The 25,286-nt window shown below is 67.2% G+C and carries 25 protein-coding genes and 1 tRNA gene; 17 read left to right on the top strand and 9 right to left on the bottom strand.

Annotated elements, in window-relative coordinates; genetic code table 11:
* Window positions 1-32 precede the first annotated feature (32 nt).
* The 7 genes from ABIC90_RS05665 to fahA are packed head-to-tail and all read left to right on the top strand — an operon-like array spanning window position 33 to window position 6,319.
* A complete protein-coding gene (locus tag ABIC90_RS05665; RefSeq protein ID WP_354353082.1) occupies window positions 33-770 on the top strand; it encodes a TetR family transcriptional regulator in 738 nt (245 codons plus the stop codon).
* Complete coding sequence (locus tag ABIC90_RS05660; RefSeq protein ID WP_354353081.1) at window positions 767-1,717, top strand: ABC transporter substrate-binding protein; 951 nt, start codon at window positions 767-769, stop codon at window positions 1,715-1,717. The genes ABIC90_RS05665 and ABIC90_RS05660 overlap by 4 nt, the downstream gene beginning before the upstream one ends.
* Entirely contained in the window at window positions 1,714-2,571 is an 858-nt protein-coding gene (locus ABIC90_RS05655) for an ABC transporter ATP-binding protein (RefSeq protein WP_354353080.1), read from the top strand. The genes ABIC90_RS05660 and ABIC90_RS05655 overlap by 4 nt, the downstream gene beginning before the upstream one ends.
* A complete protein-coding gene (locus ABIC90_RS05650) occupies window positions 2,564-3,334 on the top strand; it encodes an ABC transporter permease (protein ID WP_354353079.1) in 771 nt (256 codons plus the stop codon). Before ABIC90_RS05655 ends, ABIC90_RS05650 begins: the two co-directional genes overlap by 8 nt.
* On the top strand, window positions 3,331-4,122 hold the full coding sequence (locus ABIC90_RS05645; RefSeq protein WP_354353078.1) for an ABC transporter permease: 792 nt from the start codon (window positions 3,331-3,333) through the stop codon (window positions 4,120-4,122). The genes ABIC90_RS05650 and ABIC90_RS05645 overlap by 4 nt, the downstream gene beginning before the upstream one ends.
* A gap of 48 nt (window positions 4,123-4,170) precedes the next feature.
* Window positions 4,171-4,977, top strand: coding sequence for a cyclase family protein (locus tag ABIC90_RS05640; protein ID WP_354353077.1), 807 nt, complete (start codon window positions 4,171-4,173; stop codon window positions 4,975-4,977).
* Window positions 4,978-4,996: 19 nt separating this feature from the next.
* Window positions 4,997-6,319, top strand: a complete 1,323-nt coding sequence (gene fahA, locus ABIC90_RS05635; protein WP_354353076.1) for a fumarylacetoacetase — start codon at window positions 4,997-4,999, stop codon at window positions 6,317-6,319.
* Window positions 6,320-6,372: 53 nt separating this feature from the next.
* Here fahA and ABIC90_RS05630 read toward each other — a convergent pair.
* The 3 genes from ABIC90_RS05630 to ABIC90_RS05620 form a co-directional block, all read right to left on the bottom strand.
* Window positions 6,373-6,448 (bottom strand) — tRNA-Gly (locus ABIC90_RS05630).
* Window positions 6,449-6,513: 65 nt separating this feature from the next.
* Window positions 6,514-7,419 (bottom strand): NAD(P)/FAD-dependent oxidoreductase, encoded by a 906-nt coding sequence (locus ABIC90_RS05625; RefSeq protein ID WP_354353075.1) that lies wholly within the window; start codon window positions 7,417-7,419, stop codon window positions 6,514-6,516.
* Window positions 7,409-7,870: an RrF2 family transcriptional regulator gene (locus ABIC90_RS05620; RefSeq protein WP_354353074.1), complete on the bottom strand. Its 462-nt coding sequence runs from the start codon at window positions 7,868-7,870 to the stop codon at window positions 7,409-7,411. Before ABIC90_RS05620 ends, ABIC90_RS05625 begins: the two co-directional genes overlap by 11 nt.
* Window positions 7,871-8,127: 257 nt before the next feature.
* On the opposite strand from ABIC90_RS05620, the gene ABIC90_RS05615 reads away from it, so the two are divergent.
* Complete coding sequence (locus ABIC90_RS05615) at window positions 8,128-8,640, top strand: adhesin (RefSeq protein WP_354353073.1); 513 nt, start codon at window positions 8,128-8,130, stop codon at window positions 8,638-8,640.
* 46 nt (window positions 8,641-8,686) lie between these two features.
* On the opposite strand, the gene ABIC90_RS05610 is transcribed toward ABIC90_RS05615, so the two are convergent.
* From ABIC90_RS05610 to ABIC90_RS05590, 5 genes are all read right to left on the bottom strand, one after another.
* Complete coding sequence (locus ABIC90_RS05610) at window positions 8,687-9,139, bottom strand: MaoC family dehydratase (protein ID WP_354353072.1); 453 nt, start codon at window positions 9,137-9,139, stop codon at window positions 8,687-8,689.
* Between the two features lie 10 nt (window positions 9,140-9,149).
* Window positions 9,150-10,439 carry a benzoyl-CoA 2,3-epoxidase subunit BoxA gene (gene boxA, locus ABIC90_RS05605; protein ID WP_354353071.1) on the bottom strand — a complete coding sequence of 430 codons (1,290 nt, stop codon included), beginning with the start codon at window positions 10,437-10,439 and terminating at the stop codon, window positions 9,150-9,152.
* A gap of 50 nt (window positions 10,440-10,489) precedes the next feature.
* Window positions 10,490-11,917, bottom strand: coding sequence for a benzoyl-CoA 2,3-epoxidase subunit BoxB (gene boxB / locus ABIC90_RS05600; RefSeq protein ID WP_354353070.1), 1,428 nt, complete (start codon window positions 11,915-11,917; stop codon window positions 10,490-10,492).
* 32 nt (window positions 11,918-11,949) lie between these two features.
* The gene (gene boxC / locus ABIC90_RS05595; protein ID WP_354353069.1) at window positions 11,950-13,626 is read right to left on the bottom strand and encodes a 2,3-epoxybenzoyl-CoA dihydrolase; all 1,677 of its coding nucleotides are present in this window, start codon (window positions 13,624-13,626) and stop codon (window positions 11,950-11,952) included.
* Between the two features lie 136 nt (window positions 13,627-13,762).
* Window positions 13,763-14,698, bottom strand: a complete 936-nt coding sequence (locus ABIC90_RS05590) for a helix-turn-helix transcriptional regulator (protein ID WP_354353068.1) — start codon at window positions 14,696-14,698, stop codon at window positions 13,763-13,765.
* Between the two features lie 199 nt (window positions 14,699-14,897).
* Here ABIC90_RS05590 and ABIC90_RS05585 point away from each other — a divergent pair, with 199 nt between their 5' ends.
* The 9 genes from ABIC90_RS05585 to ABIC90_RS05545 all read left to right on the top strand — a co-directional run bounded on the left by ABIC90_RS05585 (window position 14,898) and on the right by ABIC90_RS05545 (window position 24,319).
* A complete protein-coding gene (locus ABIC90_RS05585) occupies window positions 14,898-15,371 on the top strand; it encodes a DUF4863 family protein (RefSeq protein ID WP_354353067.1) in 474 nt (157 codons plus the stop codon).
* Entirely contained in the window at window positions 15,368-16,918 is a 1,551-nt protein-coding gene (locus ABIC90_RS05580; RefSeq protein WP_354353066.1) for a 3,4-dehydroadipyl-CoA semialdehyde dehydrogenase, read from the top strand. The genes ABIC90_RS05585 and ABIC90_RS05580 overlap by 4 nt, the downstream gene beginning before the upstream one ends.
* A 29-nt stretch (window positions 16,919-16,947) precedes the next feature.
* The gene (locus tag ABIC90_RS05575; RefSeq protein WP_354353065.1) at window positions 16,948-18,495 is read left to right on the top strand and encodes a benzoate-CoA ligase family protein; all 1,548 of its coding nucleotides are present in this window, start codon (window positions 16,948-16,950) and stop codon (window positions 18,493-18,495) included.
* A gap of 142 nt (window positions 18,496-18,637) precedes the next feature.
* On the top strand, window positions 18,638-19,441 hold the full coding sequence (locus tag ABIC90_RS05570) for an alpha/beta fold hydrolase (protein WP_354353064.1): 804 nt from the start codon (window positions 18,638-18,640) through the stop codon (window positions 19,439-19,441).
* Window positions 19,438-20,613 carry an ABC transporter substrate-binding protein gene (locus ABIC90_RS05565; RefSeq protein WP_354353063.1) on the top strand — a complete coding sequence of 392 codons (1,176 nt, stop codon included), beginning with the start codon at window positions 19,438-19,440 and terminating at the stop codon, window positions 20,611-20,613. Before ABIC90_RS05570 ends, ABIC90_RS05565 begins: the two co-directional genes overlap by 4 nt.
* 140 nt (window positions 20,614-20,753) lie before the next feature.
* Window positions 20,754-21,626, top strand: a complete 873-nt coding sequence (locus ABIC90_RS05560; protein ID WP_354353062.1) for a branched-chain amino acid ABC transporter permease — start codon at window positions 20,754-20,756, stop codon at window positions 21,624-21,626.
* Window positions 21,623-22,573 (top strand): branched-chain amino acid ABC transporter permease, encoded by a 951-nt coding sequence (locus ABIC90_RS05555; RefSeq protein WP_354353061.1) that lies wholly within the window; start codon window positions 21,623-21,625, stop codon window positions 22,571-22,573. The genes ABIC90_RS05560 and ABIC90_RS05555 overlap by 4 nt, the downstream gene beginning before the upstream one ends.
* A 292-nt stretch (window positions 22,574-22,865) precedes the next feature.
* Window positions 22,866-23,618, top strand: a complete 753-nt coding sequence (locus ABIC90_RS05550; RefSeq protein ID WP_354353060.1) for an ABC transporter ATP-binding protein — start codon at window positions 22,866-22,868, stop codon at window positions 23,616-23,618.
* Entirely contained in the window at window positions 23,618-24,319 is a 702-nt protein-coding gene (locus ABIC90_RS05545) for an ABC transporter ATP-binding protein (protein WP_354353059.1), read from the top strand. Before ABIC90_RS05550 ends, ABIC90_RS05545 begins: the two co-directional genes overlap by 1 nt.
* 3 nt (window positions 24,320-24,322) lie before the next feature.
* Here the strand turns inward: ABIC90_RS05545 and ABIC90_RS05540 are convergent, their stop codons facing one another.
* Entirely contained in the window at window positions 24,323-25,237 is a 915-nt protein-coding gene (locus tag ABIC90_RS05540) for a LysR family transcriptional regulator (RefSeq protein WP_354353058.1), read from the bottom strand.
* Window positions 25,238-25,286: the final 49 nt, after the last annotated feature.

Raw genomic sequence — 25,286 nt, 5'->3', positions numbered from 1 at the left:
AACATTTTTGTACAAGCGTTCAATACGCTCCCATGAACGCCCGCTCCCCGACCGCCAGACGCAGCGGCAACACCCCACGGGCAGCCGCCATCACCGTGGATGCAAGCCGGCCCGACCGCCGACAGGCCATCCTGCTGGCGGCCGAAAAGCTCTTCGCCCAGCACGGCTACCACGCGGTCACCATCCGGCAGATCGCCGAAGAGGCCGGCGTGCCGCTGGCGCTGGTGGGCTACTACTTCGGTCCGAAGCAGGAGCTCTTCCACGCCATCTTCGAACACTGGAGCCACACCATCGAGGAGCGGCTCACGCGCCTGGCCGAAGTGGCCAACGACCCCGAAGATCCGCAGACGCTGCCGCGCATCATCGAAGCCTTCACCGCGCCTGTGCTCGCATTGCGCGCCAGCGCCGAGGGCGAGTACTACGCGCTGCTGGTGGCGCGCGAGCTCTACCACGCGACCGAGGAAGCCGACCGCGTGCTGCGCGGCTACTTCGACCCGCTGGCCACCGCCTACATCGACGCGCTGCACCTGGCGCTGCCGCATGCCACGCGCGGGCAGGTGGCATGGGGCTACCAGTTCGCACTGGGCGCGCTGCTGCATCACCTGAACGACAGCCGCATCGAACGGCTCTCGCGCGGCGAGAACAAGCGCGCCGACCCCGCGGTGGCACCGATGCTGGTGAATTTCATCGTCGGTGGCCTGCGCGCCGCGCTGCCGCGTCCCAGGACGCCCCGCCTGCAAAAAAACCCCACCAGGAGACAAAAGCCATGATGAAAAGACGCACCCTGCTGTCGGCGCTCGCGGCCGCATCGGCTGCCGCCGCCGCGCTGCCCGCGCGCGCGCAACAGTCGCACCCGAAGATCGTGTTCGGCTACACCGCCGTGACCGACTTCGCCTCTGTCTTCGTGGCCGCCGAAGAGGGCTACTTCAAGAAGCGCAACCTCGAGGTCGAGCTCAAGTTCATTCCGCTCAACTCAACGATTCCCGCCGCGCTGCAATCCGATTCGCTGCAGATCGGCGGCCCCACGCCCTCGGTGTTCCTGCAGGCGGTGGACGGCGGGCTCGACCTGGTGCTGGTGGCCGGCGGCGGCCTCACCTCGAAGACCATCACCGGCTTCGGGCTGGTGGCGCGCGCGGGCTCGGGCATCAAGAGCCCGCAGGACTGCGTGGGCAAGAAGATCGGCGTGCCGGGGCTCGGTGCGTTCCTGCACGTGACCTTCCGCGCATGGCTCAAAGACAGCGGCGTGGACTACCGCAAGGTCAACTTCGTCGAAGCCTCGTTCCCGCAGCATGCCGACCTGCTGCGCGGCGGCTCGGTGGATGCGGTGGTGTCGGCCGATCCGTTCATGAGCCGCATCACCGAGACCGGCGCGGGCTACGTGGCCTCTTACTACTCGACCTTCCTGCCCGAGAACAACCAGACCATCGTGCACGCGGCCAAGCGCGAGTGGGTCGCGAAGAACCCCGCGACGGCGCGCGCCTTTCGCGAAGCGCTGGTCGAGTCCGGCGGCTTCATGCAGCAGGCGAAGAACGACGCCAAGGTGCGCGCGGCCATCGGCAAATACATCAAGCTGCCGCCCGAGGTGCTGGCCAAGGTGCAGGTCTCGCCGCCCGGCCCGGTCGTGACCGAAAAGCAGCTGGGCTACTGGACCGGGCTGATGAAGGAGCAGGACATGCTCAGGACGAACATCGACGTTGCGAAGCTGATCGCCAAGTGATTTCCTCACCCGCCCCGATCACCGCGCGCGCCGTGCTTTCGGCAAGCGCCGCGCGAACGCCAGCGAGTTCCACGATGCAAGCCACGCCCTTCCTGCGCTTCGACGGCGTCGCCATCCGCCTCGGTGGACGTGAGATTCTGTCTCCCACATCGTTCGACGTGGCGCGCGGCGAGTTCGTCTGCATCGTCGGCCCGAGCGGCTGCGGCAAGACCACGCTGCTGCGCGCGGCCAGCGGCCTCGTCACCGCGAGTGCAGGCGAGGTGCGGCGCAACGGCGTGAAGATGACCGAGCCTTCGCGCGAAGTGGCTTTCGTGTTCCAGGACTACGGTCGCGCCTTGCTGCCGTGGCGCACGGTGGAAGGCAATGTGAGCCTCGCGCTCGAAGCAGCCGGTGTGCCCGCAGCGGAACGCGCGCCGCGCATCGCCGAGGTGCTCGGCAAGGTCGGCCTCGCGAAACATGCGCAGAAGTTTCCGGTGCAGCTTTCGGGGGGCATGCAGCAGCGCGCGCAGATCGCACGCTGCCTTGCGCAGAAGCCCGAACTCATGATGATGGACGAACCCTTCGGCGCGCTGGACGCGCTCACGCGCCAGAGCCTGCAGGACGAGCTCGCGCGGCTGGTGCGCGACGACGGGCTCACGGTGCTCTTCGTCACGCACGACCTCGAAGAGGCCATCTACCTCGGCGACCGCGTGATCGCGCTGCAGGCCAACCCTGGCCCCGGACGGCCCAGCCTCGCGCGAATGATCGACGTGAAGATTCCACGCCCGCGCGACCAGCTCACCACCAAGGAGCATCCCGAATACCTGCAGTTGCGGCGTGAGCTGTTCGCATTCATCGAGCAGGGCCATGACTGAAGGCCGCCTGTTCCGCTGGCTGCGGCCGTGGGTGTTTCCTGCGGTGCTGGTCGGCGCCTTCGAGTGGTATGCGCGGCGCGCGGCGGCACTGGGCAGCGACGCACTTGCGCCGCCCAGCGCGGCCGCCAAGGCCTTCGTCGGCGCGGCGCTCGATGGTTCGCTGTGGCAGGCCACCGGCTTCACGCTGGGCACTGCGGCGCTGGGTCTGCTGCTGGGCGCGGTGTTCGGCATCGCGCTCGGCCTGGTGCTCGGGCTCTCGCGCCGTGCGGCGCAGCTGGGCTCGATGTCCATCGAGGTGCTGCGGCCCGTGCCTTCAGTGGCGCTGATTCCGCTGGCCATGCTGGCCTTCGGTTTCGGCGTGCGCATGGAACTGGCCATCGTCGCTTTCGCCACCTTCTGGCCGCTCTTGGTGCTGGTGCAGTCGGCGGTGCAGCAGATCGAGCCGCGGCTGCTCGAAGTGAGCCGCGTGCTCGGGCTGTCGGCGCGCGAGCGGGCCTTCAAGATCGTGCTGCCGGCGATCGTGCCGCGCCTGTTCGTCGCGCTGCGGCTCGGCGTGGCGGTGGCGCTGGTGGTGGCCGTGACGGTGGAGATCGCCGCCAACCCCAACGGCATGGGCTACGCGATGATGATTGCGCAGCAGAGCTTCGACCCCGCGCTGATGCTTGCCTGGCTGGGCTGGATCGGCGTGGTGGGCTTTGCGGTCAACGCGGCCATGGTGGCGCTGCAGCGCGTTGTCTCCAGGCGCATGGGGGTGATGCCATGAACGGCAACGACCGCGCGCCATCGGGCCTGAACTGGCTCGGTTCATTTGCCGTGCTGTGTGCGCTCGTCGCGCTCTGGTGGATCGCGAGCAACGCGGGCTGGGTCAGCCGCGTGTTCCTGCCGACGCCGCAAGCCACTTTCGCGAGCCTGCTCGAAGGGCTCAATCTTTCGGGTGATTCCGGCAACGGCGAACTGCTCGCCTTCACGCAGGCCACGGTCGGCCGCATGGTCGAGGGCTGGCTGCTGGCCTCGCTCTTCGGCGTGGTGCTGGGCGCGGCCATCGGGGTGTCGCCCGCGGTGCGCGCGTGGGTGCAGCCGACCCTCGAATTCATCCGGCCGCTGCCCGCATCGGCATTGCTGCCGCTCGCCATTTCGATCTTCGGTCTCAACCCCGGCATGGTGCTGTTCGTGGTCGCCTTCGGCGCGATGTGGCCGGTGCTGCTGGCCACGGTGCACGGCTTCGCGGCGGTGGAGCCGCGTCTGGCGGAAGTTGCGCGCTGCCTGCAGATGTCGCGCGCCGCGTACATCTGGAAGATGGGCCTGCCCAATGCCATGCCCGACATCCTCGCCGGCATGCGGCTCGCGCTGACCATTGCGCTCATCGTCGCGGTGGTGGGTGAAATGATCGCCTCGCAGAGCGGCCTGGGCCAGGCCATTCTTCTGGCCGCGCGCGCCTTTCGCGCCAGCGACCTCTTCGCCGGCATCGTGCTGCTCGGGCTCATCGGCTTCGTGAGCAATGCGTTGCTGGCCTTCGCCGAAAAAAGGCTGCTGCGCTGGCAGCGGCCCTGATCCATTCCTTCAAGCCAACACCAACACACCCCACAAGGAGCCCCACCCATGCCGCGCAAATTCGTCGACCTCTCGATCTTTCTTGAGAACGATGTGCTCTCCGACCCGCCCGCCTTCGCGCCGAAGATCCAGTACTTCACGCACGAGCAGACCTACGAGCAGATCGAGCCCTTCTTTCCCGGCCTGAAGAAGGAGGACCTCCCCGACGGCGAAGGCTGGGCGGTGGAACTGGTGCAGCTCTCCACGCACAACGGCACGCACCTCGATGCGCCCTATCACTTTCACTCGACCATGGACAACGCGCTCGGCGAGAAGAAGCCCGCCATCGCCATCCACGACGTGCCGCTTGAATGGTGCTTTCAGCCGGGCGTGAAGCTGGACTTTCGGCACTTCGCCGACGGCTACGTGGTTACCGCCGCCGACGTCGAGGCCGAGCTGAAGCGCATCGGCCACACGCTGAGCCCGCTGGAGATCGTGGTGATCAACACGCGCGCCGGCAAGCGCTACGGCAGCAACGACTACGTGTCAGCCGGCGCGGGCATGGGCTACGAAGCGACGATGTATCTGTTGGAACGCGGCGTGCGCCTCACAGGCACCGACGCATGGAGCTGGGACGCGCCCTTCGTGCACACCGCCAAGAAGTACGGCGAGACGCAGGACGCCTCGCTGATCTGGGAAGGCCACAAGGCCGGCCGCGACATCGGCTACTGCCACATCGAGAAGCTGCACAACCTGGAGGTGCTGCCGCCCACGGGCTTCTTCATCAGCTGCTTCCCGCACAAGATACGCGGCGCTTCGGCGGGCTGGACGCGCGCGGTCGCGATCTTCGACGACGCGCTGATGGCGTCGGTTTGAGCGAAGGAAAACCACGGCCATGATCGAACTCAACCACACGCACGACGCCGCCGCCCGCAGCTGGGTCGACAGCGCCAATGCCGAGGGCAGCGACTTTCCGATCCAGAACCTGCCGTTTGCGGAGTTCCGCCGCGTCGGCAGCCCCGAGCCCTTTCGCGGCGGCGTGGCCATCGGCGACCAGGTGCTCGACCTGGCGGCGCTGGCTGCCGGCCAGCATGTCGACGGCCTTGCGCTCGATGCGGCACGGGTGGCCGCCCTGCCCGCGCTCAACGATTTCTTCGCGCTGGGCCCCACCGCATGGAAGGCGCTGCGCCACGCGGTCTTCGCGCTGCTGCGAAGCGATGCGCCTGCCGCCACGAGGGACGACCTGCGCAAGTGCCTCGTGCCGCAAGCCGACGTCGAATACACCGTGCCCGCGCGCATCGGCGACTACACCGACTTCTACACATCGATCGACCATGCGCTGAACATCACGCGCCTGTTCAACCCCGAGGGCGACGTGACGCCGAACTTCCGCTGGATTCCGACGGCGTACCACGGGCGCGTCTCGACCATCGGCGTGAGCGGCCAGCGCTTTCACCGGCCGATGGGGCAGACGATGGCGCCCGGCGCGAAGGCGCCCACGTACCACGCCTGCGCGCGGCTCGACTACGAGCTCGAACTCGGCGTGTGGATCGGCGAAGGCAACGCGGCCGGTGAGCCGATTCCGCTCGAACGCGCCGAGGAACACATCTTCGGCATCTGCCTGCTCAACGACTGGTCGGCGCGCGACATCCAGTTCTGGGAGATGGCGCCGCTCGGCCCCTTCCTCGCGAAGAACTTCGCAACCACGATCTCGCCGTGGATCGTGACGATGGAAGCGCTGGCGCCCTATCGCCAGGCTTGGGCGCGTCCGGCCGACGAGCCCCAGCCGCTCGACTACCTGGAGAGCCAGGCGAACCGCGAGAGCGGTGCCATCGACATCAGCCTGGAGGTGTGGCTCGAAAGCGGGAAGGCACGCGATGACAAGAGCGGCCCTTCGCGCCTGTCGCGCACAAGCTTCAGGCACCAGTACTGGAGCGTGGCGCAGATGGTGGCGCACCACACCATGGGCGGCTGCCAGCTGAACGCGGGCGACCTGTTCGGCAGCGGCACGATCTCGGGGCCGGGTCCGGGTGAAGCGGGCGCGATCATCGAGCTGACGCGCGCGGGGCAGAGCCCGGTCACGCTGGCCAACGGCGAGCAGCGCGGGTTCCTGGAAGACGGCGACGCGGTGCTGCTGCGCGGCTGGTGCGAGAAGCCGGGGCATGCGCGCATCGGATTCGGCGAGAGCCGCGGAACGGTGTTGCCGGCGAAGGGCTGAATCCGCGTTCCAAAAGAAAAGGCCACCGGTGAGGTGGCCTTTTGCATGAAATGTGGAGCGGGAAAAGAGTCTCGAACTCTCGACCTCAACCTTGGCAAGGTTGCGCTCTACCAACTGAGCTATTCCCGCATTTCGAGCGTCGAATTATAGGGGGCTCGGAGCCCGTTTTCTCCAGGTCCGAGAAAAAAGTGGGGTCAAGCGCCAAACACCATCGCGCGGTGCATGGACGTGCCGGCCATCACGCCATCGGCCGAGGCCAGCGTGGCGTTGTGCATCGGCATGGCCGCGTCGCCCGCCGCGTACACGCCGGGCACGGTGGTCATCTTCATCGCGTCGATGCGAATCACCGGGCCTGCCGGACCGTCGTCGAACGCGCACCCCAGTTGCTCGGCGATGGGGCTGCCGGGACGCGTGCGCGGAACCATGAACAGCGCGTTGACCGGCACGACACGGCCGTCTTGCAAACGCACGCCCGAGAGATCCTGCCCCGGCCCCTCCAGCGCCACGATGCGGCCCGGCTCGATGGCCACGCCGCACGCCTGCAGCCTGGCGCGCGCCTCGTCGTCCACGGTGTTGTTGCCGTTGAGGAAGAGCGTGACCGGCCCCCATTCGGCGATCAGCATCGCGTGCGTCGGCGGATGCGGGGCCTCGACCAGAACGCCCAGCCTGCGGCCGCTGAATTCGTAGCCGTGGCAATAGGGGCAGTGCAGCACGCTGGTGCCCCAGCGCTCGCGCACGCCGGCAATGCCGTCCGGAAAACCGTCCTGCACGCCGAAGGCCAGCAGGAGCTTGCCGGCCAACAGTTGCCGGTCGCCGTCGAGCGACGCGATGAAGCCACCGCTTTCGTCGGCACGGGCGCTGACCACGCGGCCTTCGATGAAGGTGACGCTCGGATAGGCCATCAGCTTGGCGCGCGCGTCGGCAATCATCTTCAACGGCGGCACGCCGTCCTGGCCGAAGAAGCCGTGCGCCGCGGCGGCGAAGCGGTTGCGCGGCGCGCCCGCATCGACCACGCACACGTTCTTTCGTGCGCGCGCGAGCTGCATGGCAGCGGAAAGGCCGGCAAAGCTGCCGCCCACGACAAGAGCGTCATAGCGCATGTTCGATGTCCTTCTGTGTGAAGCCGCCGTGCGTCATGCGGCGGTGAAAGTCCTTGGAGAGATCCGCCAGCGTGATGCTGTTGAAGCGCTTGAGCAGCAGGGCCTCGGCCTCCTGGAACGCACCATCGAGCGCTGCGTTCACCGCCTGCTCGACCACGCAGCCCGGGCTCTCGGTGCGGTTGCCCATGGCCAGCAGCGCGGGCGCGCCGACCGCGTTGTGGATGTCGCCCAGCGTCACGCGCGACAGCGAGCACGACAGCACCCAGCCGCCGCCATGGCCCTTGGCCGAACTCACGAAGCCGGCCTGGCGCAGGCCCGCCATGAGCCGCCGCACCACGACGGGATTGGTGTGCATCGCCGCCGCGAGCGACTCGGAAGTGATGGGCCCGTCCATCTCGGCCATGTGCAGCAGCACATGGAGAACGCCTGAAAGCTTGCTGTCTCTTTTCATGCAACATTATTAGTTGCGTGAAATCCCGGAGGCCGTCGACGGGTTTCTTGACCCTGCCGCCCAAGAGGTTTCCGGCCCACTGTTTCACGCGCCGCCGCGGCACATCGCGGCGCTCCGCACGTCGGCGCTGTCCTACGCACACGTCCGACGGCCGCGCACACGGCGACATGCAAGAAGGTGGTCACGGTGAGCACCGAACTGGCCCCAAGCCGGTTCTTGTCAGTCAGTGACCATTCAAACGAAAGGAACAGTCACCCATGAAGCAACAACAAAACAAATCCATCTTCGCCGGCGCCTTGCTCGCAGGCCTTCTTGCATTGAGCGGCTTCGCTCAGGCACAGGGCGTGGGGGTCGGCGTGGGCGTGAATGCCGATGTCAATACATCGGGCACGGTCAAGGCCGCACCGGCGCAAGGCAGCGCCGGTGCAAATACTGGCGCCGCGGCGGGTGCAGGCACATCGGCCAACGGCGGTGTCGGCAACGCAGCAGGCGGCCTGGGCAACACAGTGGGTGGTGTGGTCGGCGGCGCGACAGGCGCCGTGGGCAACGCGACCAGCACGGTCGGCGGGGCCACCGGTGCCGTGAAGGGCACGACGGGTGCAGCGGGCGGCGCGGCAGGCGGGCTCACGAACACGGTGGGCGGCACGCTGAACAGCGCGACCGGTGCCGCGGGCTCGGCAGGCAGTGCATTGAAGCCGTCCACCGGTGGTGTGGGCGCCAAGGCCGACGGCAAGGCCCAGGGTTCGGGCGCAGTCAACATCACGAAGTAAGGCTTTGCCCCCGAGAGCCCGCAGCGCTCAAGCGTTGCGGGCTTTTTTACGCGTGTGAGTGCGGCGCTTCGAGCCTGAACAGGCTGGTCACGTCGACGTCGAGGACCATCTGCTCGCGCTGGTTGAACAGCCGCCAGCGCCAGCGCAGGATGCCCAGCGTGGGGCGCTTCTCGGAGCGCCGCACCTCGATCACGTCAGCTACCAGCCGCAGGGCATCGCCGGGCCGCACGGGGTTGGGCCAGCGCACATGTTCGAGCCCCGGCGAAGCGAACGACTCCGAGCCCTTCAATGCCGCATCGACCACAAGGCGCATCGCGATCGCGCAGGTTTGCCAGCCGCTCGCGATCAGTCCGCCGAAGGCGCTCTCCGCGGCCGCTTCGGCGTCGGTGTGGAACCACTGCGGGTCGTACGCGTTCGCGAACTGCACCAGCTCGGCTTCGCTGAGCACATAGGGTCCGGCCTCGATGACCTGGCCCGCATGGAAGTCGGCGAACTTCATTCGCCCCGGCTCAGTAGGTTTCCAGGTGCAGACGGCCTTCGCGCTTGAGCGAAGCGCCGACGGTGTCCCAGTCGAGCCCCGCTTCGGTGGCCACGTCGCGCAGCGCGAGCACCACGCCCTCCTCCATGCTCTTGAGGCCGCACACGTAGAAGTGGCTCGATCCGTCCTTGAGCAGTGCGGCCAGGTCGGCAGCGCGCTCGCGCATCAGGTCCTGCACGTAGCGCTTAGGCTGCCCCGGCGTGCGCGAGAACGCGAGGTTGATGTCGATGAAGTCCTTGGGCAGCGACTGCAGCGGGCCGAAGTACGGCAGCTCCTGCTGCGTGCGCGCGCCGAAGAACAGCATCAGCTTGCCGCCTTCGAACTTGCCGCTCTTGCGCAGGCGCCGACGCCATTCGGTCATTGCGCGCATCGGTGCGCTGCCGGTGCCGGTGCAGATCATCACGATGTGCGACTTGGGATGGTTCGGCATCAGGAACGAGGCGCCGAAGGGCCCCACCACCTGCACCGTGTCGCCCACCTTCAGGTCGCACACATAGTTGGAGCACACGCCGAGCACCGGGTCGCCCTGGTGGTCTTCGGTCACCCGCTTCACGGTGAGCGAGACGTTGTTGTAGCCGGGCCGCTCGCCATTGCGCGGGCTCGCCACCGAGTACTGGCGCGCATGGTGGCGCTTGCCAATGGCATCGACGCCCGGCGGCACGATGCCGATGGACTGGCCTTCGAGCACCGGGAACGGCACCACGCCGAAGTCGAGCACGATGTGATGCGTTTCGCTGTCGAAGCCCGCTTCGGTGCAGTTGAAGTTGCCGACCACCGTGGCGGTGGTCGGGGTCTTCGGCGGGAACAGGTTGGTGTAGGCGTGTGCGGCCGACCACGGCGGCACGGTGGCGCCGTACTGCGCGGAATTGAAGACGGCCTCGATGGACTCGGCAGCCGCTTGCGCTTGCGTCAGCGCAGGTGCCGCGGCAACGCCGGCTTCATCGCCCGCGTCGGCGGAAACGCCCGCCGCTTCGAGCTCTTCGGGCGTCAGCTCCGCAGGCAGCTCTTCCCAGGTGAGCTGTTCTTCGATGGTGTACGCGCGCACCAGCGGCATCGTGCGCCAGTTGTCGATGGAGCCCGTCGGGCAAGGCGAGATGCAGGCCATGCAGCCATTGCAGACATCGGCCCGCACGACGTAGTTGTTGTCGTCGTGCGTGATCGCGTTGACGGGGCAGGTGGCCTCGCAGGTGTTGCAGCGGATGCAGATCTCGGGGTCGATCAGGTGCTGCTTGATGACTCCGGCTTCAACGGCCATGTCCATGTTGTTCTCCATCCCCTCGCCGTGGGGGCGAGGGATTCATATCCAGGCGCTCAGCCGAAGCGCACGTATTCGAAATCGACGGGCTGGCGATTGATGCCCATCACCGGCGGCGAAATCCAGCCGGCAAACTTGCCCGGCTCCACCACGCGGCCCATCAACGATGCCACGAAAGCGAAGTCTTCGGAACTGGGCAGCCACTCATCGCGCTTGGCGGCCCATTCCACGTCGTTCACCACGCGGCCTTCGGGCGACATCTTGATGCCGGCGAGCGCGCCGATCTGGCGGTTGAAGGCCTTGTGCGGCACGGCCAGGCGGGTCGGGATGCCGGCCTTCTCGAGCACCTTGTTCCAGCGGCCGACGCCGGCCACCGAGTCCTTGATGAAGTCGTCGCGCAGCACTTCGTTGAGCGCGTTGAGCATCGGCACGTCCTTCTCGACGAGCTGGCCGTCCTTCACTTCCAGCACCTTGTAGGTCTGGCCCTTGAGGATGTGGTCGTCCGTGCGCTTGCCTTCTTCGTAGCGGCCCTTCAGGCCCGAGCTGTAGAAGATGGCGGCGTTGCTCGACTGGTCGGCGCCGAACAGGTCGATGGTCACGCTGTAGTGGAAGTTCAGGTAGCGCTGGATGGTGCCCAGGTCGATGCAGCCCGCGGCGCGGATCTTCTGCGCGTCGTCGGTCTTCAGCTCGTTCATGACCTGCGCGGTGCGGGCAATGACGCGCGAGACGCCGCTCTCGCCCACGAACATGTGGTGCGCCTCTTCGGTCAGCATGAACTTGGTGGTGCGCGCCAGCGGATCGAAGGCGCTTTCGGCCAGCGCGGCCAGCTGGAACTTGCCGTCGCGGTCGGTGAAGTAGGTGAACATGAAGAACGCGAGCCAGTCGGGCGTCTTCTCGTTGAACGCACCCAGGATGCGCGGGTTGTTCTCGTCGCCCGAGGTGCGCTGCAGCAGTGCATCGGCCTCTTCGCGGCCATCGCGGCCGAAGTGCTTCTGCAGCAGGTAGACCATGGCCCACAGGTGGCGGCCTTCTTCCACGTTGATCTGGAACAGGTTGCGCAGGTCGTACATCGACGGCGCCGTGAGACCCAGGTGGCGCTGCTGCTCGACCGACGCCGGCTCGGTGTCGCCCTGCGTCACGATGATGCGGCGCAGGTTGGCGCGGTGTTCGCCGGGCACGTCCTGCCAGGCCTTCTCGCCCTTGTGGTCGCCGAAGTGGATCTCGCGGTTGGCATCGCCCGGGTTCAGGAAAATGCCCCAGCGGTAGTCGCGCATCTTCACGTGGCCGAACTGCGCCCAGCCCTGCGGATCGACGCTCACTGCGGTGCGCAGGTACACGTCGTGGTTGGTCGAGCCCTCGGGGCCCACGTCGTCCCACCAGTTGATGAAGTTGGGCTGCCAGCCTTCGAGCGCGCGCTGCAGCGTGCGGTCTTCGCCGAGGTTGACGTTGTTGGGGATCTTCTCGCTGTAGTTGATCGTGCTCATCGTTGTTCCTTGGGTTGTACGGGCTGCGGTTATCAGACGCGGTTCATGTCGAAGCCGGCTTTCTCGCCGGTGCCGTAGACCTTGAGCGCACCCTTTTCGCCGACGGCGTTGGGGCGGTTGAAGATCCAGTTCTGCCAGGCGGTGAGCCGGCCGAAGATGCGGGTGGCCATGTTCTCCTTGCTCGCGAAGCGCAGGTTGGCTTCCAGGCCGGTGAGCGCGTCGGGCGACATGGCTGCGCGCTCTTCGATGGCGATGCGGATCTCGTCTTCCCAGTCGATGTCGTCCGGCGCGGCGGTGACCAGGCCGAGCTTGAGTGCCTCGTCCGCGTCGAGCGGCTTGCCGGCTGCCGCGCGTGCAGCCTCCAGCGGCGCAGCTTCTTCGTAGAAGCGGCGTTGCAGGCGGCTCTGGTCGTTCACCATCGGGAAGAAGCCGAAGTTGAATTCGTTCAGCACGAGCTTCGGTGCGCGCTCGGCATCGTCGGGCAGCGCGAGCATGTAGGTGCGGTCGGCGGCGAAGGCCAACTCAGCCAGCGTGCCGGCGAAGCACGAACCGGCTTCGACCAGCGCGAACAGGCTGCGCGACGACACATCCAGGCGCGCCAGCGTGCGGCGCAACGCGCCGATGGTTTCGCGCACCAGCCAGTGGTCCTTGTTGGCGAACATCACGGCGTCGGAGGCGAGCACGGCAGCGGCATCGCCTTCGGTCTTGAGCAGCCAGGTGCCCACGTCGAGCTCATTGGTGCGCAGGTTGAGGATCGCGTCGTCGAGTTCGCGGCACATCGCGAGCGGCCACCAGGCGGCGCCCGCGGCTTCGATGGCGGCGATGTCGGCCGGCTGCGCGCCGGTGGGCGCCTTCACGGTGATGGTCGCGGTGCGCTTGCTGCGGTCGATCTGGATGTCGACGTGCGAGTAGCTGATGCCGTCGGCGCTGTCGGTGCGTTCGAGGCGCGTGAGCGCCACGCCCTTGCCGTTGGCGGGGCGGTCGCTGCCTGCGGCGAGTTGCGAGGCACGCTCCTGCACGGCGGCGGGAAACTGCGCGGGCTTGGCCACGGCGTCGACCAGGCGCCAGTCGACGGCGCGCTGGCCGCGCACGCCTTCGACGCTGGTGCAGAAGATGTCGGCGAGGTCATGGCGCACATGGCGCTTGTCGGTCACGCGCGTCAGGCCGCCGGTGCCGGGCAGCACGCCGAGCAGCGGCACTTCGGGCAGCGAGACGGCCGAGGAGCGGTCGTCCACCAGCAGGATCTCGTCGCAGGCCAGCGCCAGCTCGTAGCCGCCGCCGGCGCAGGCGCCGTTCACGGCCGCGAGGAACTTCAGGCCCGAGTGCTTCGACGAGTCTTCGATGCCGTTGCGGGTCTCGTTGGTGAACTTGCAGAAGTTCACCTTCCAGGCATGGCCCGAGACGCCCAGCATGAAGATGTTGGCGCCCGAGCAGAAGATGCGGTCCTTGCCGCTGGTGACGATCACGCTGCGCACTTCGGGATGCTCGAAACGCACGCGGTTGAGCGCGTCGTTCAGTTCGATGTCCACGCCCAGGTCGTAGCTGTTGAGCTTCAACTTGTAGCCGGGGCGGATGCCGCCGTCTTCCGCAATGTCAAGCACCAGGCGGGCGATGGCGCCGTCGAAGCTCAGGGACCAATGGCGGTACTGGCCGGGTTCGGTGCGGTAGTCGACGCGGGGCGGCGTCTGGAGCGTGGTGGTGTCGGTCATGCAGAAGTCTCCTGGGGGGCTGTGTTCGGAAACCGTGAACAGGAAAGATAATGCACTCTCTTGCTCCGATGACATGCATCATGCTGCATGCATACAGGCAAGTCAATGCCTGTTGTGCTTTTTTTCAGATGTCAGCTCAGGCGCCCAGGCCCATCGACTGCCGGGTTACCCCACGCAGGGCCTGGAAGCTCTGTGCCAGCGTCTTGCCGCTGGTGTCCACCGACAGATCGGCCTTCGAATAGAAGGCGGCGCGGCCGTTCAGGATGCGGCGCAGGTCTTCCATGGCTTCCTTGCTGGCGGCCATCGGGCGGGTGTCGCCCTGCGCAGCCACGCGGCCCATGTGTTCTTCGGGCGCGGCCTGCAGCCACACGGTGGTGCAATGGGCCAACAGCTCGTTGAAGGTGGCGGGGTCGGACACGATGCCGCCCGGCGTGGCGATCACCACCTCGCTGTAGATCTGCACGGCTTCTTCGAGCGCGCGGCGCTCGTAGCGGCGGTAGGCGTTGGTGCCATACAGGTCGTGGATCTCGCGCACGCTGCAGCCCGCGAGCTTCTCGATCTCGCGGCTCAGTTCGATGAAGGGCAGCTCGAGGTCTTCGGCCAGCATCTGCCCCAGCGTCGACTTGCCCGCACCGCGCAGCCCCACGAGCGCGATGCGGCGGTGCCGCGCCGGATCGACCGAGGCGGTGCCCAGCAGCTCGCCCAGTGCCACGCGCACGCGGCGCAGGTCGGTTTCGCTGCGGTTCTCGAGCAGCTCGCGGATCAGCAGCCACTCGGGCGAACTGGTGGTGACGTCGCCGACCAGCTCGGCCAGCGAGCAATGCAAAGCGCCGGCCACCTGCTGCAGCACCAGGATCGACGCGTTGCCGATGCCGTACTCCAGATTGGCCAGGTGCCGCTCCGACACATCGGCCGAAACGGCCACCGCCTTGCGCGTGAGCCCGCGCTGCGCGCGCAGGTTGCGCACGCGGTCGCCCAGTGCGGCCAGCAGCGGATTTCTGGCCTCCCCGGCCGGTGCGGTGGCGGTGTTTTCTGGCGCGGTGGCCAGCACCGCGTCTACGTGCTCGTTCATGCAAGTCCTCGTTCTTGTGCGGGATTGTGCGCGCTCAGGGTAAACACCATATATGCACTATATTGCTTGACACCCAATGACGTGGTGCTTATTGTTCGATCACAAGCAAGATACTGCACGCGAAGTATTCCTGCAAGGTAGTTCATAAGTTCGCTGCGGCCAGCATGCCAGCCAGCCCCCACGCAGAAAGCCCGCCACGATGTCCAGCAAGGAAGCATTTCACCAGTTGATCGCCGGCCTGACCGCCGAAATCGCAGGCAGGCCGCTGGACGCGCAACTCGACCAGTGGCTCAACGCCACCCACGGCGCCGGCAGCGCCAGCTTCGAACAGTTGCGCCAGGCCTGCATCGGCGGCGTTGCCGAAGGGTGGCTGTGCGAGCGCGAAGGTGGCGGCATCAAGTACGGCCGCGTGTTCAAGCCCGAAGACGCGCTGCACCGCTTTTCGGTCGACGTGGTCGACATGCAGGACATCGCAGGCCCCCACCACACCCATCCGAACGGCGAGATCGACCTGATCATGCCGCTGGACGACAGCCCCGGCGCCACCTTCGACAGCCGGCCCGCAGGCTGGTGCGTCTACGGACCCGGCACCGCGCACCGCCCGACCGTCGCGCAAGGCCGCGCGCTCGTTCTCTACCTGCTGCCCGAAGGGCAGATCAAGTTCACCGCATGACCGAACTCCTTTCCAATCACGTCGCCGGCCGCTGGCAAAGCGGCTCGGGCGCCGGCACGCCGCTCTTCGATCCGGTGCTGGGCACCGAGCTCGCGCGCGTCGATGCCACCGGGCTCGACCTGCCCGAAGCTTTTTCCTTCGCACGCGAACAGGGCGGCAACGCGCTGCGCGCCCTCACCTACCGCCAACGCGCCGGGCTGCTCGGCGCCATCGTGAAGGTGCTGCAGGCCCACCGCGATGCCTATTACGAGATCGCCACCGCGAACTCCGGCACGGTGAAGAACGATTCGGCCGTCGACATCGACGGCGCGATCTTCACGCTCGGCCAGTACGCCAGGTGGGGCGATGCGCTCGGCGACGTGCGTGCGTTGCGCGACGGCGATGCGGTCAAGCTCGGCAAGGAGCCGGTGTTCCTGTCGCAGCACCTGCAGGTGCCGACGCACGGCGTGGCGCTGTTCATCAATGCCTTCAACTTCCCGTCGTGGGGCTTGTGGGAAAAGGCGGCACCGGCATTGCTCTCGGGCGTGCCGGTGATCGTGAAGCCCGCGACAGCCACCGCCTGGCTCACGCAGCGCATGGTGAAGGACGTGGTCGATGCGGGCGTGCTGCCTGCCGGCGCGCTCTCGGTCATCTGCGGCAGCTCGGCCGGGCTGATGGACCAGCTGCAGCCATTCGACGTGGTCTCGTTCACCGGTTCGGCCGAGACGGCGGCGGTGATCCGCTCGCACCCGGCCGTGGCCGCGCGCTCGGTGCGCGCGAACATCGAGGCCGACAGCCTCAACAGCGCCCTGCTCCTGCCCGGCGCCGCGCCCGGCGGCGAGGCCTTCAACCTGCTCGTGCGCGAAGTGGTGCGCGAGATGACGGTCAAGTCGGGCCAGAAGTGCACCGCGATCCGCCGCATCCTGGTGCCGGCCGGGGTGTACGACGCTGCCGCCGAAGCCATCGGCGCCAAGCTCGCGGGCGTCACCGTCGGCAATCCGCGCAACGAGGGCGTGCGCATGGGTTCGCTCGTGAGCCGCGCGCAGCTCAACGCCGTGCGCGACGGACTCGATGCGCTCGCCGCGCAAACCACCGTGCTGCACGACAGCCGCAACAAGCCGCTGATCGATGCGGACCCAGCCATTGCCGCCTGCATCGGCCCGGTGCTGCTGGGCGCGCGCGATGCCGATGCGGCGCAGCGCGTGCATGACGTGGAGGTGTTCGGGCCGGTCGCCACGCTGCTGCCGTACCGCGATCTGGCGCACGGCATCGCGCTGGCGCACCGTGGCCAGGGTTCGCTCGTCACGTCCTTGTATGGCAGCGACGACGCAGCGCTCGCGCAGGCCGCGCTCGCCGTCGCACCGAGCCACGGCCGCGTCCATGTGATCACGCCCGAGGTCGCACAGGCCCATACCGGCCACGGCAACGTGATGCCGATGTCGATGCACGGCGGTCCCGGCCGCGCGGGCGGCGGCGCCGAACTGGGCGGCCTGCGCGCACTCGATTTCTATCACCGCAAGAGCGCGGTGCAGGCGAGCCCCGGCGTGCTCGCCGCCCTCGGACTCTAGAAGAACAACAGGCCCCAGGAGACACCACGATGAGCCTGCCCGCACGCTTCAATTTCGCCGAACACCTGTTCGCCCTCAACCGCGGCCGGGCCGATCGCACCGCCTACATCGACGACCGCGGCACGCTGAGCTACGGCCAGCTCGAAGACCGCGCGCGCCGCCTGGCCGCCGCGCTCAAGGCCGCTGGCGTGCGCCGCGAAGAGCGCGTGCTGCTGCTGATGCTGGACAGCAGCGACTGGCCCGTGAGCTTTCTCGGCTGCCTCTACGCCGGCATCGTTCCCGTCGCCGTCAACACGCTGCTCACGCCCGACGACTACGCCTACATGCTCGACCACAGCCGCGCGCAGGCCGCGCTGGTGTCGGGCGCGTTGCTGCCGACCTTGCAGGATGCGATGGGGCGCGGGGCGCACGAGCTGCAAGCGCTGATCGTCTCGCAACCCACCGGCCCGCTGCCGCAGAACGCGCAAGCGTTCGATGCCGCGCTCGCCAGCGTCGAGCCCCTGGCCGCGCCGGTCAGCACCGCGTCCGACGACCCCGGCTTCTGGCTCTATTCCTCCGGCTCCACCGGCAAGCCCAAGGGCACGGTGCACACGCACGCCAACCTCTGGTGGACGGCCGAGCTCTACGGCAAGCCGGTGCTCGCGCTCACCGAAGACGACGTGTGCTTCTCGGCCGCCAAGCTGTACTTCGCGTATGGCCTGGGCAACGCGCTGACCTTTCCGCTCAGTGTTGGCGCGACGGTCGTGCTGATGGCCGAGCGGCCCACGCCCGATGCCACCTTCCGCCGTTGGACAGAGCACAAGCCGACGGTGTTCTTCGGCGCACCCACCGGCTTTGCCGGCATGCTCGCCTCGCCGAAGTTGCCGGCGCGCGACGCGGTCGCATTGCGCATGTGCTCGTCGGCCGGCGAAGCACTGCCCGGCGAGATCGCCCAGCGCTTCAAGGTCCACTACGGCTGCGAGATCATCGACGGCATCGGCTCGACCGAGATGCTCCACATCTTCATCTCCAACCGCCCCGGCGACATCCGGTACGGCACCACCGGCAAGCCGGTGGACGGCTACGAGGTCGAGCTGCGCGGCGAAGACGGCCGCCCGGTGCCCGACGGCGAAGTGGGCGATCTCTACATCCGCGGGCCGAGTTCGGCCCTCATGTACTGGACCAACCGCGAGAAGTCGCGCGACACCTTCCAGGGTGGCTGGACCAAGAGCGGCGACAAGTACACGCGCGATGCCGACGGCTACTTCACCTATGCCGGGCGCAGCGACGACATGCTGAAGGTGAGCGGGATCTATGTGTCGCCGTTCGAGGTCGAGGCGACGCTGATGCAGCATCCTTCGGTGCTCGAGGCTGCGGTGATCGGCAAGGAAGATGCCGAAGGGTTGACCAAGACCAAGGCCTTCGTCGTGCTGAAGGACGGGAGCACGGCGACCGAGGACGAGCTCAAGGCCTTCGTGAAGGAGCGCCTGGCGCCGTACAAGTACCCGCGGTTTCTGGAGTTCGTGAGTGAGCTGCCGAAGACGGCGACGGGGAAGATTCAGCGGTTCAGGCTGCGCGAGAGAGAGAAGCAAGCATGAGCCACCGCGCATCTTTCTCTTGCTCCCTCCCCCTCTGGGGGAGGGTTGGGGTGGGGGCACGCGGCCTTCGCAAAAGTACCGCCTCTGCCAACGCCGCTTGCCCCCATCCCAACCTTCCCCCAAAGGGGGAAGGAGCAATGCGATGAGCACCGACTTCGCCACCATCGACTGGCGCGGCCGCGCCGTGCAGATCGAGTGCGCGTGGATAGCCCCGGAGCGCACTCACGCACCGCTCATCGTCTTCCTCCACGAAGGCCTGGGCTCCGTCGCGATGTGGAAGGACTTCCCCGCGCAAGTCTGCGAAGCCGCCAACGCCCGCGGCCTGGTGTTCTCGCGCCCCGCCTATGGCCGCTCCACACCGCGCGGCGACGACGAGATCTGGGACGTCGACTTCATGCACCGCCAGGCGCACGAGGTGCTGCCCGCCCTCTTCTCCGCCCTGAATCTCGACGATGAAAAGCCCTGGCTCTTCGGCCACAGCGACGGCGGCTCGATCTCGCTGCTGTATGCCTCGCGCTTTCCCGATCGCGTGGCCGGGCTCGTGGTGCTGGCCCCGCACATCTTCGTGGAAGACATCACCGTCGCGAACATCGAGCTGGCGCGCACCGCCTACCTCTCGACCGACCTGCCGAAGAAGCTGGGCCGCTACCACGACAGCGCCGACTCCGCCTTCTGGGGCTGGAACCGCATCTGGCTGCACCCGCCCTTTCGCGACTGGAACATCGAGGCCGAGCTCGATGCCATCCGCTGCCCGGTGCTCGCCATCCAGGGCATCGACGACGAGTACGGCACGCTCGCGCAGGTCCGCGGTATCGCGGCGCGCGTCGGTGGTTGCGAGCTGCTCGAAATCCCTGAATGCGGGCATTCCCCACATCGCGATCAGCCGGAACGTGTCACCGTCGCTACCGCTTCTTTCATCACCAACAACAGGAGACAGACACCATGACGACCATCCACACAGCGCGCCTTGCGCTCACGGCCATTGCCTTTGCCGCCTTCGCGACGGCCGCCGGCGCCCAGGGCACCGGCAAGCTCAAGGTCGGGCTGATGCTGCCCTACAGCGGCACCTTCACCGCGCTGGGCGTCGCCATCGAGAACGGCTTCAAGCTCTACGTCGACGAACAGGGCGGCAAGCTCTCGGGCCGCGAGATCGAATACTTCAAGGTCGACGACGAATCCGATCCCGCCAAGGCGACCGACAACGTCAACAAGCTCATCAAGCGCGACAACGTCGATGTGATCGTGGGCACCGTGCATTCGGGTGTTGCGATGGCCATGGCCAAGGCCGCCAAGGAAAGCGGCACCGTGCTGATCGTGCCCAATGCCGGCGCCGATGCCGTCACGGGCCCGATGTGCGCGCCCAACATCTTCCGCAGCTCGTTCAGCAACTGGCAGCCCGCCTACGCCATGGGCGAGGTCGCGGCCAAGCAGCAGGGCAAGAAGAAGATCATGACCATCACCTGGAAGTACGCGGCCGGCGAAGAGTCGGTCAACGGCTTCAAGGAAGGCTTCGAGAAGGCCGGCGGCAAGGTCGACAAGCAACTCACCCTGCCCTTCCCCAACGTGGAATTCCAGGCGCTGTTGACCGAGATCGCGGCGGCCAAGCCCGATGCGGTGTATGCCTTCTTCGCGGGCGGCGGCGCGGTGAAGTTCGTCAAGGACTACCAGGCCGCGGGCCTGAACAAGACCATTCCGCTCTACGGCCCCGGCTTCCTGACCGACGGCACGCTCGATGCACAGGGCGAAGCCGCCCAAGGCATGCTGACCACGCTGCACTACGCGGACGGCCTGAACACCGCGCGCGACAACGCGTTCCGCGTGGCGTATGCCAAGTCGTTCAAGCTGCAGCCCGACGTGTATGCGGTGCAGGGCTACGACGCCGCGCAGATGCTGGGCGTGGGCCTGGCCGCCGCCAAGGGCGACATGGGCAAGAAGGCCGAGTTCACCGCCGCCATCGAGAAGGCGAAGATCGACAGCCCGCGCGGCACCTTCACGATGAGCAAGTCGCACAACCCGGTGCAGGACATCTATCTGCGCAAGGTGGAGGGCAAGGAGAACAAGCTGGTGAGCACGGCGATCAAGGGCCTTGCCGATCCGGCTCGCGGTTGCCGCATGTAAGCCTTTCACCAGGCTCGCTTTCTTTTTCTCTCTCCTCATGGACCGTTCGGGCTGAGCCTGTCGAAGCCGGTGCGCAATGCACGCAGGCCCTTCGACAGGCTCAGGGCGAACGGCGCATGGACCAACTGGGATCTCCCACAGTGGATTTCGGAACCTTCCTCGTCCAGTGCCTGAACTCCGTTCAGTACGGACTCCTGCTTTTCCTGGTGGCGTCGGGCCTTACGCTGATCTTCGGGATCATGGGCGTGATCAACCTCGCCCACGGCAGCTTCTACATGATCGGCGCCTACATGGCGTTCACGCTCTCGCCGCTGTTCGGCGATCAGTTCCTGCTGATGCTGGTGGCGGGCGTGGTGCTTGCGGCCATCTTCGGCTACCTGCTCGAATGGGCCTTCTTCAGCTACCTCTACCAGCGCGACCACCTGCAGCAGGTGCTGATGACCTACGGGCTCATCCTGGTGTTCGAGGAACTGCGCTCCATCTTCGTGGGCAACGACGTGCACGGCGTGAAGGTGCCCGCGTGGCTGGACGGCAGCTTCGCGCTGGGCAACGTCATGAGCTACCCCTGGTATCGCCTCTTCGCCTCGGCCGCGTGCATCGTGCTCGCGGTGGGCTTGTACTGGGTGGTCAACCGCACACGCCTGGGCATGATGATCCGCGCCGGCGCGAGCAACCGCGACATGGTGCGGGGCCTGGGCATCGACGTGAAACGGCTCTACCGCATCGTGTTCGCGGCCGGCGTGGCGCTCGCGGCACTGGCCGGAATGATCGCGGCGCCGATGTCCTCGGTGTACCCGAACATGGGCGCGAGCGTGCTCATCATCTGCTTCGTGCTGGTGGTGATCGGCGGCATCGGCTCGATCACCGGTGCGCTGCTGGCCTCGCTGCTGGTGGGTTTTGTCGACACCTTCGGCAAGGTCTTTTTCGCGGACCTGAGCGGCATCGGCATCTACCTCTTGATGGCCATCGTGCTGATATGGAAGCCTGAAGGGCTGATGGGGAGACGGCCATGAAAAAGGGTGCATTCCTCGTGCCCGTGGCCTGCGCGGTGCTCATCGGCATTGCGGGCCCGTTGATGGGCAACTACGCCTCGGACTTCGTCGTGAAGGTGATGATCCTCTCGATCTTCGCGCTGAGCCTGGAACTGCTGGTCGGCATGACCGGCCTCGTGAGCCTGGGCCATGCGGCGTTCTACGGCATCGGTGCCTACGTGACGGTGCTGGCTTCGGGCAGCGAGGGCGGCAACTTCGCGCTGCTGCTGCCGATGGCCATGGGGGCTGCGGCGCTCTATGCGTTGTTCGTGGGCGCACTCAGCCTGCGCACGCGCGGCGTGTACTTCATCATGGTCACGCTGGCCTTTGCGCAAATGGCCTTCTTCGTGTTTCACGACACCAAGGTGGGTGGCGGCAGCGACGGCATCTATATGTACGTGCGGCCGGCCATCGGCGCGCTCGACATGGAGAACCGCACGGTACTGTTCTACGTGGTGCTCGCGTCGCTGGTGTTCACCTACGGGCTGCTCGCGCTGATCCGGCGCTCCCGCTTCGGCGCGGCGCTCGCGGGCATCCGCGTGAACGAGCAGCGCATGCGGGCGGCGGGGTTTCCGGTGTATGGCTACAAGCTCGCGGCCTTCGTGCTGGCGGGCGCGCTGTCGGGGCTCGCGGGCTTCCTGCTCGCCTCGCGCGACGGCGTGGTCAATCCTGAACTGATGGCCTGGCACAACTCGGGCGAGGTGCTGCTGATGGTGATCCTGGGCGGCCTGGGCCACCTGCGCGGCGCGGTGATCGGTGCCATTGCATTCACGCTGCTCAAGGAAATCTTCTCGACGCACGCGGTGATGGGGCCGCTCGCGGACCACTGGCAGCTGACGCTGGGCATCGCGATCATCGTGTTCGTGGCGTGGTTGCCCAAGGGGCTCATCGGCCTCGTGAAGCGCATCTCGCCGAAGGAGGCTGCATGACCCGCACCCTGTCTTCTTCCTCCCTCCCCTCCCGGGGGAGGGCTGGGGTGGGGGCTCGCGGCCTTCGCACAAGCAGCGCCTCCGCCAGCGTCGCTTGCCCCCATCCCAGCCTTCCCCCAAAGGGGGAAGGAGCAATACAAATGCAGCAACTGCAGATGTTCCGGCTGTCTTCCTCCCTCCCCCTCTGGGGGAGGGCTGGGGTGGGGGCACGCGGCCTTTGCACAAGCAGCGCCTCCCCCGGCGCCGCGAGCCCCCATCCCAACCTTCCCCCGGAAGGGGAAGGAGCAATGCCATGAACACCACCGCACTGCTTTCCGTCCAAGGCCTCACCCGCCGCTTCGGCGGCCTCACCGCCGTCAACGCCGTCACGCTCGACCTGCACATCGGCGAAGTCCACGCAGTGATCGGCACCAACGGCGCGGGCAAGTCCACGCTCATTAACATGCTCTCGGGCGAGATCGAGGCCTCCGAAGGCCGCATCGCGCTCGACGGCATCGACATCACGCAGCGCGCGCAATCGAAGCGCGCGCGCGACGGCGTGGGCCGCAGCTACCAGCGCACGACGATCTTTCCGGAGTTCAGCGTGCACGAGAACTGCCGGCTCGCGGCGCAGGCCGCCACCGCGCGGCCATGGGCAATCTGGCAGTCGTCGCAGCGCTGCGCCACCAGCAACGCGGCGGCCGATGCGGCGCTCGAAGCCGCAGGCCTGTCGAACGAGGCACTGCGCATCGCCGGCACGCTGAGCCACGGCGCACAGCGCCAGCTCGAAGTGGCGATGTGCCTGGCCACGAACCCGCGCGTGCTGCTGCTCGACGAGCCGCTCGCCGGCATGGGCGCCGAGGAAACCGACCGCATGCTCACGCTGCTCGCGCGGCTGAAGGCCACGCACGCGATCCTCTTGGTGGAGCACGACATGGACGCGGTCTTCCGAATCGCCGATCGCATCACGGTGATGGTGAACGGCACCGTCATCGCCACCGGCGACCCGACGTCGATTCGCGAGAACCCGGAGGTGCGTACAGCCTATCTCGGAGAAGACCACTGATGCTCATCGTCCGCGACCTCAACACCTACTACGGCAACAGCCACATCCTGCGCGGCGTGCATGCCGGCATTCCGACGGCCACGTCGGTGGGCCTGCTCGGGCGCAACGGCATGGGCAAGACCACGCTGATCCGCACCATGATGGGCTACGTGCGTCCCGCCTCCGGCGAAGTGCAGGTCGACGGCCGCACCGTCACCGGCTGGCCGCCGGAGAAGATGGCGCGCCTGGGCATCGGCTACGTGCCCGAGGGCCGCGGCATCTTCCCGAATCTTTCCGTGCGCGAGAACCTCGTGATGAGCGAGCGCGCGGGCGTCGACGGACAGCGCGCCTGGACCTTCGACCGCGTGATGACCACCTTTCCGCGGCTGGCCGAGCGGCTCTCGCACGGCGGGCAGCAGCTCTCGGGCGGCGAGCAGCAGATGCTCTCCATCGGCCGCGCGCTGATGACCAACCCGCGCTTGCTCATCCTCGACGAAGCGACCGAAGGCCTCGCACCGCTGATCGTGGCCGAGATCTGGCGCGTGATCGGCGAGATCCGCAGCACCGGCATCGCCACGCTGATCGTGGACCGCGACTACCGCAAGGTGCTCGCGCACACCGACCTCGCGGTGGTGATGGAAAAGGGGCAGATCGTGCGGCATGGGGCCTCGGCCGATCTGCTGGCGGAGCCGCAGGCGTTGGAAGAGCTGCTGGGGGTGTGAGGCTTACGCAGCAGCCCGCTGCGCCATCAGGAAATCGATGAACACCCGCATGCGCAGCGGCACATGCCGCCCGTCCGGGTACAGCAGCGTGTACGGCCGCGAGCGACCTGCGAACGGCTTGAGCACCTCGACCAGGGTGCCGTCGGCGATCTCTTTCTCCACCACGAAGCGGTAGGTCTGGAACAGTCCGGCGCCGCTCCTGGCGAGCGTGACGCCGCCGAGCACATCGTCCGAGCAGCTGTAGGCGCTGTCCGCGAAGACCTCGCGGTCCTGGCCGTCTTCCTTGAAGAGCCACGAGATGCGGCGGCCGCTGCTGGGCAGTTCGAACTGGATGCACTCGTGCCCGGCCAGGTCGTCGGGCGTTCTCGGCGTGCCCGCCTTCTTCAGGTAATTACGCGTTGCGACTACCACCAGCGCCGCGTCTTCCAGGTGCCGCGCGATCAACGTGGAGTCGGGCTGGGCGCGCACGCGCACAGCCATGTCGTAGCCCTCTTCCACGAAATCGATGTTGCGGTTGCTCAGGTGCACATGCAGCCGGATGTCGGGGAAGCGTTCGCGGAACGCGGGCAGCATCGGCAGGATGCGGTGATGGCCATAGGTGGTCGGCACGCTGATGCGCAACGTGCCTGAAGGCTGCGCCTGCTGGCCCATCACTTCGCGCTCGGCTTCGGCCAGCTGGGTGAGCGCCTGGCGGCATTGCGCGAAGTACGAGCGGCCCGCATCGGTGAGCCGCACGCTGCGCGTGGTGCGCACGAACAGGCGAAGGCCCAGCCGCTTCTCCAGCCGCGAGATCGAGCGGCTCACGGCCGCCGGCGTCACGCCCGCCGCGAGTGCCGCCGAAGTGAAGCCGCCCGTCTCCGCCGCGAGACAGAAGAGTTCGATGCTGCCGAGAAGGATGTCGCCGAACTGCCGTTGCATGGATTGATTACCTTGCGTATCAAGTGAAGTACGAGTCTAGTGATTTATC

Origin of the sequence: Variovorax boronicumulans (assembly GCF_040544675.1) — a bacterium.
GTDB classification, from domain to species: domain Bacteria; phylum Pseudomonadota; class Gammaproteobacteria; order Burkholderiales; family Burkholderiaceae_C; genus Variovorax; species Variovorax boronicumulans_D.
The sequence above is the reverse complement of the archived record's forward strand: the minus strand, read 5'-3'. Positions and strand labels throughout refer to the sequence as shown.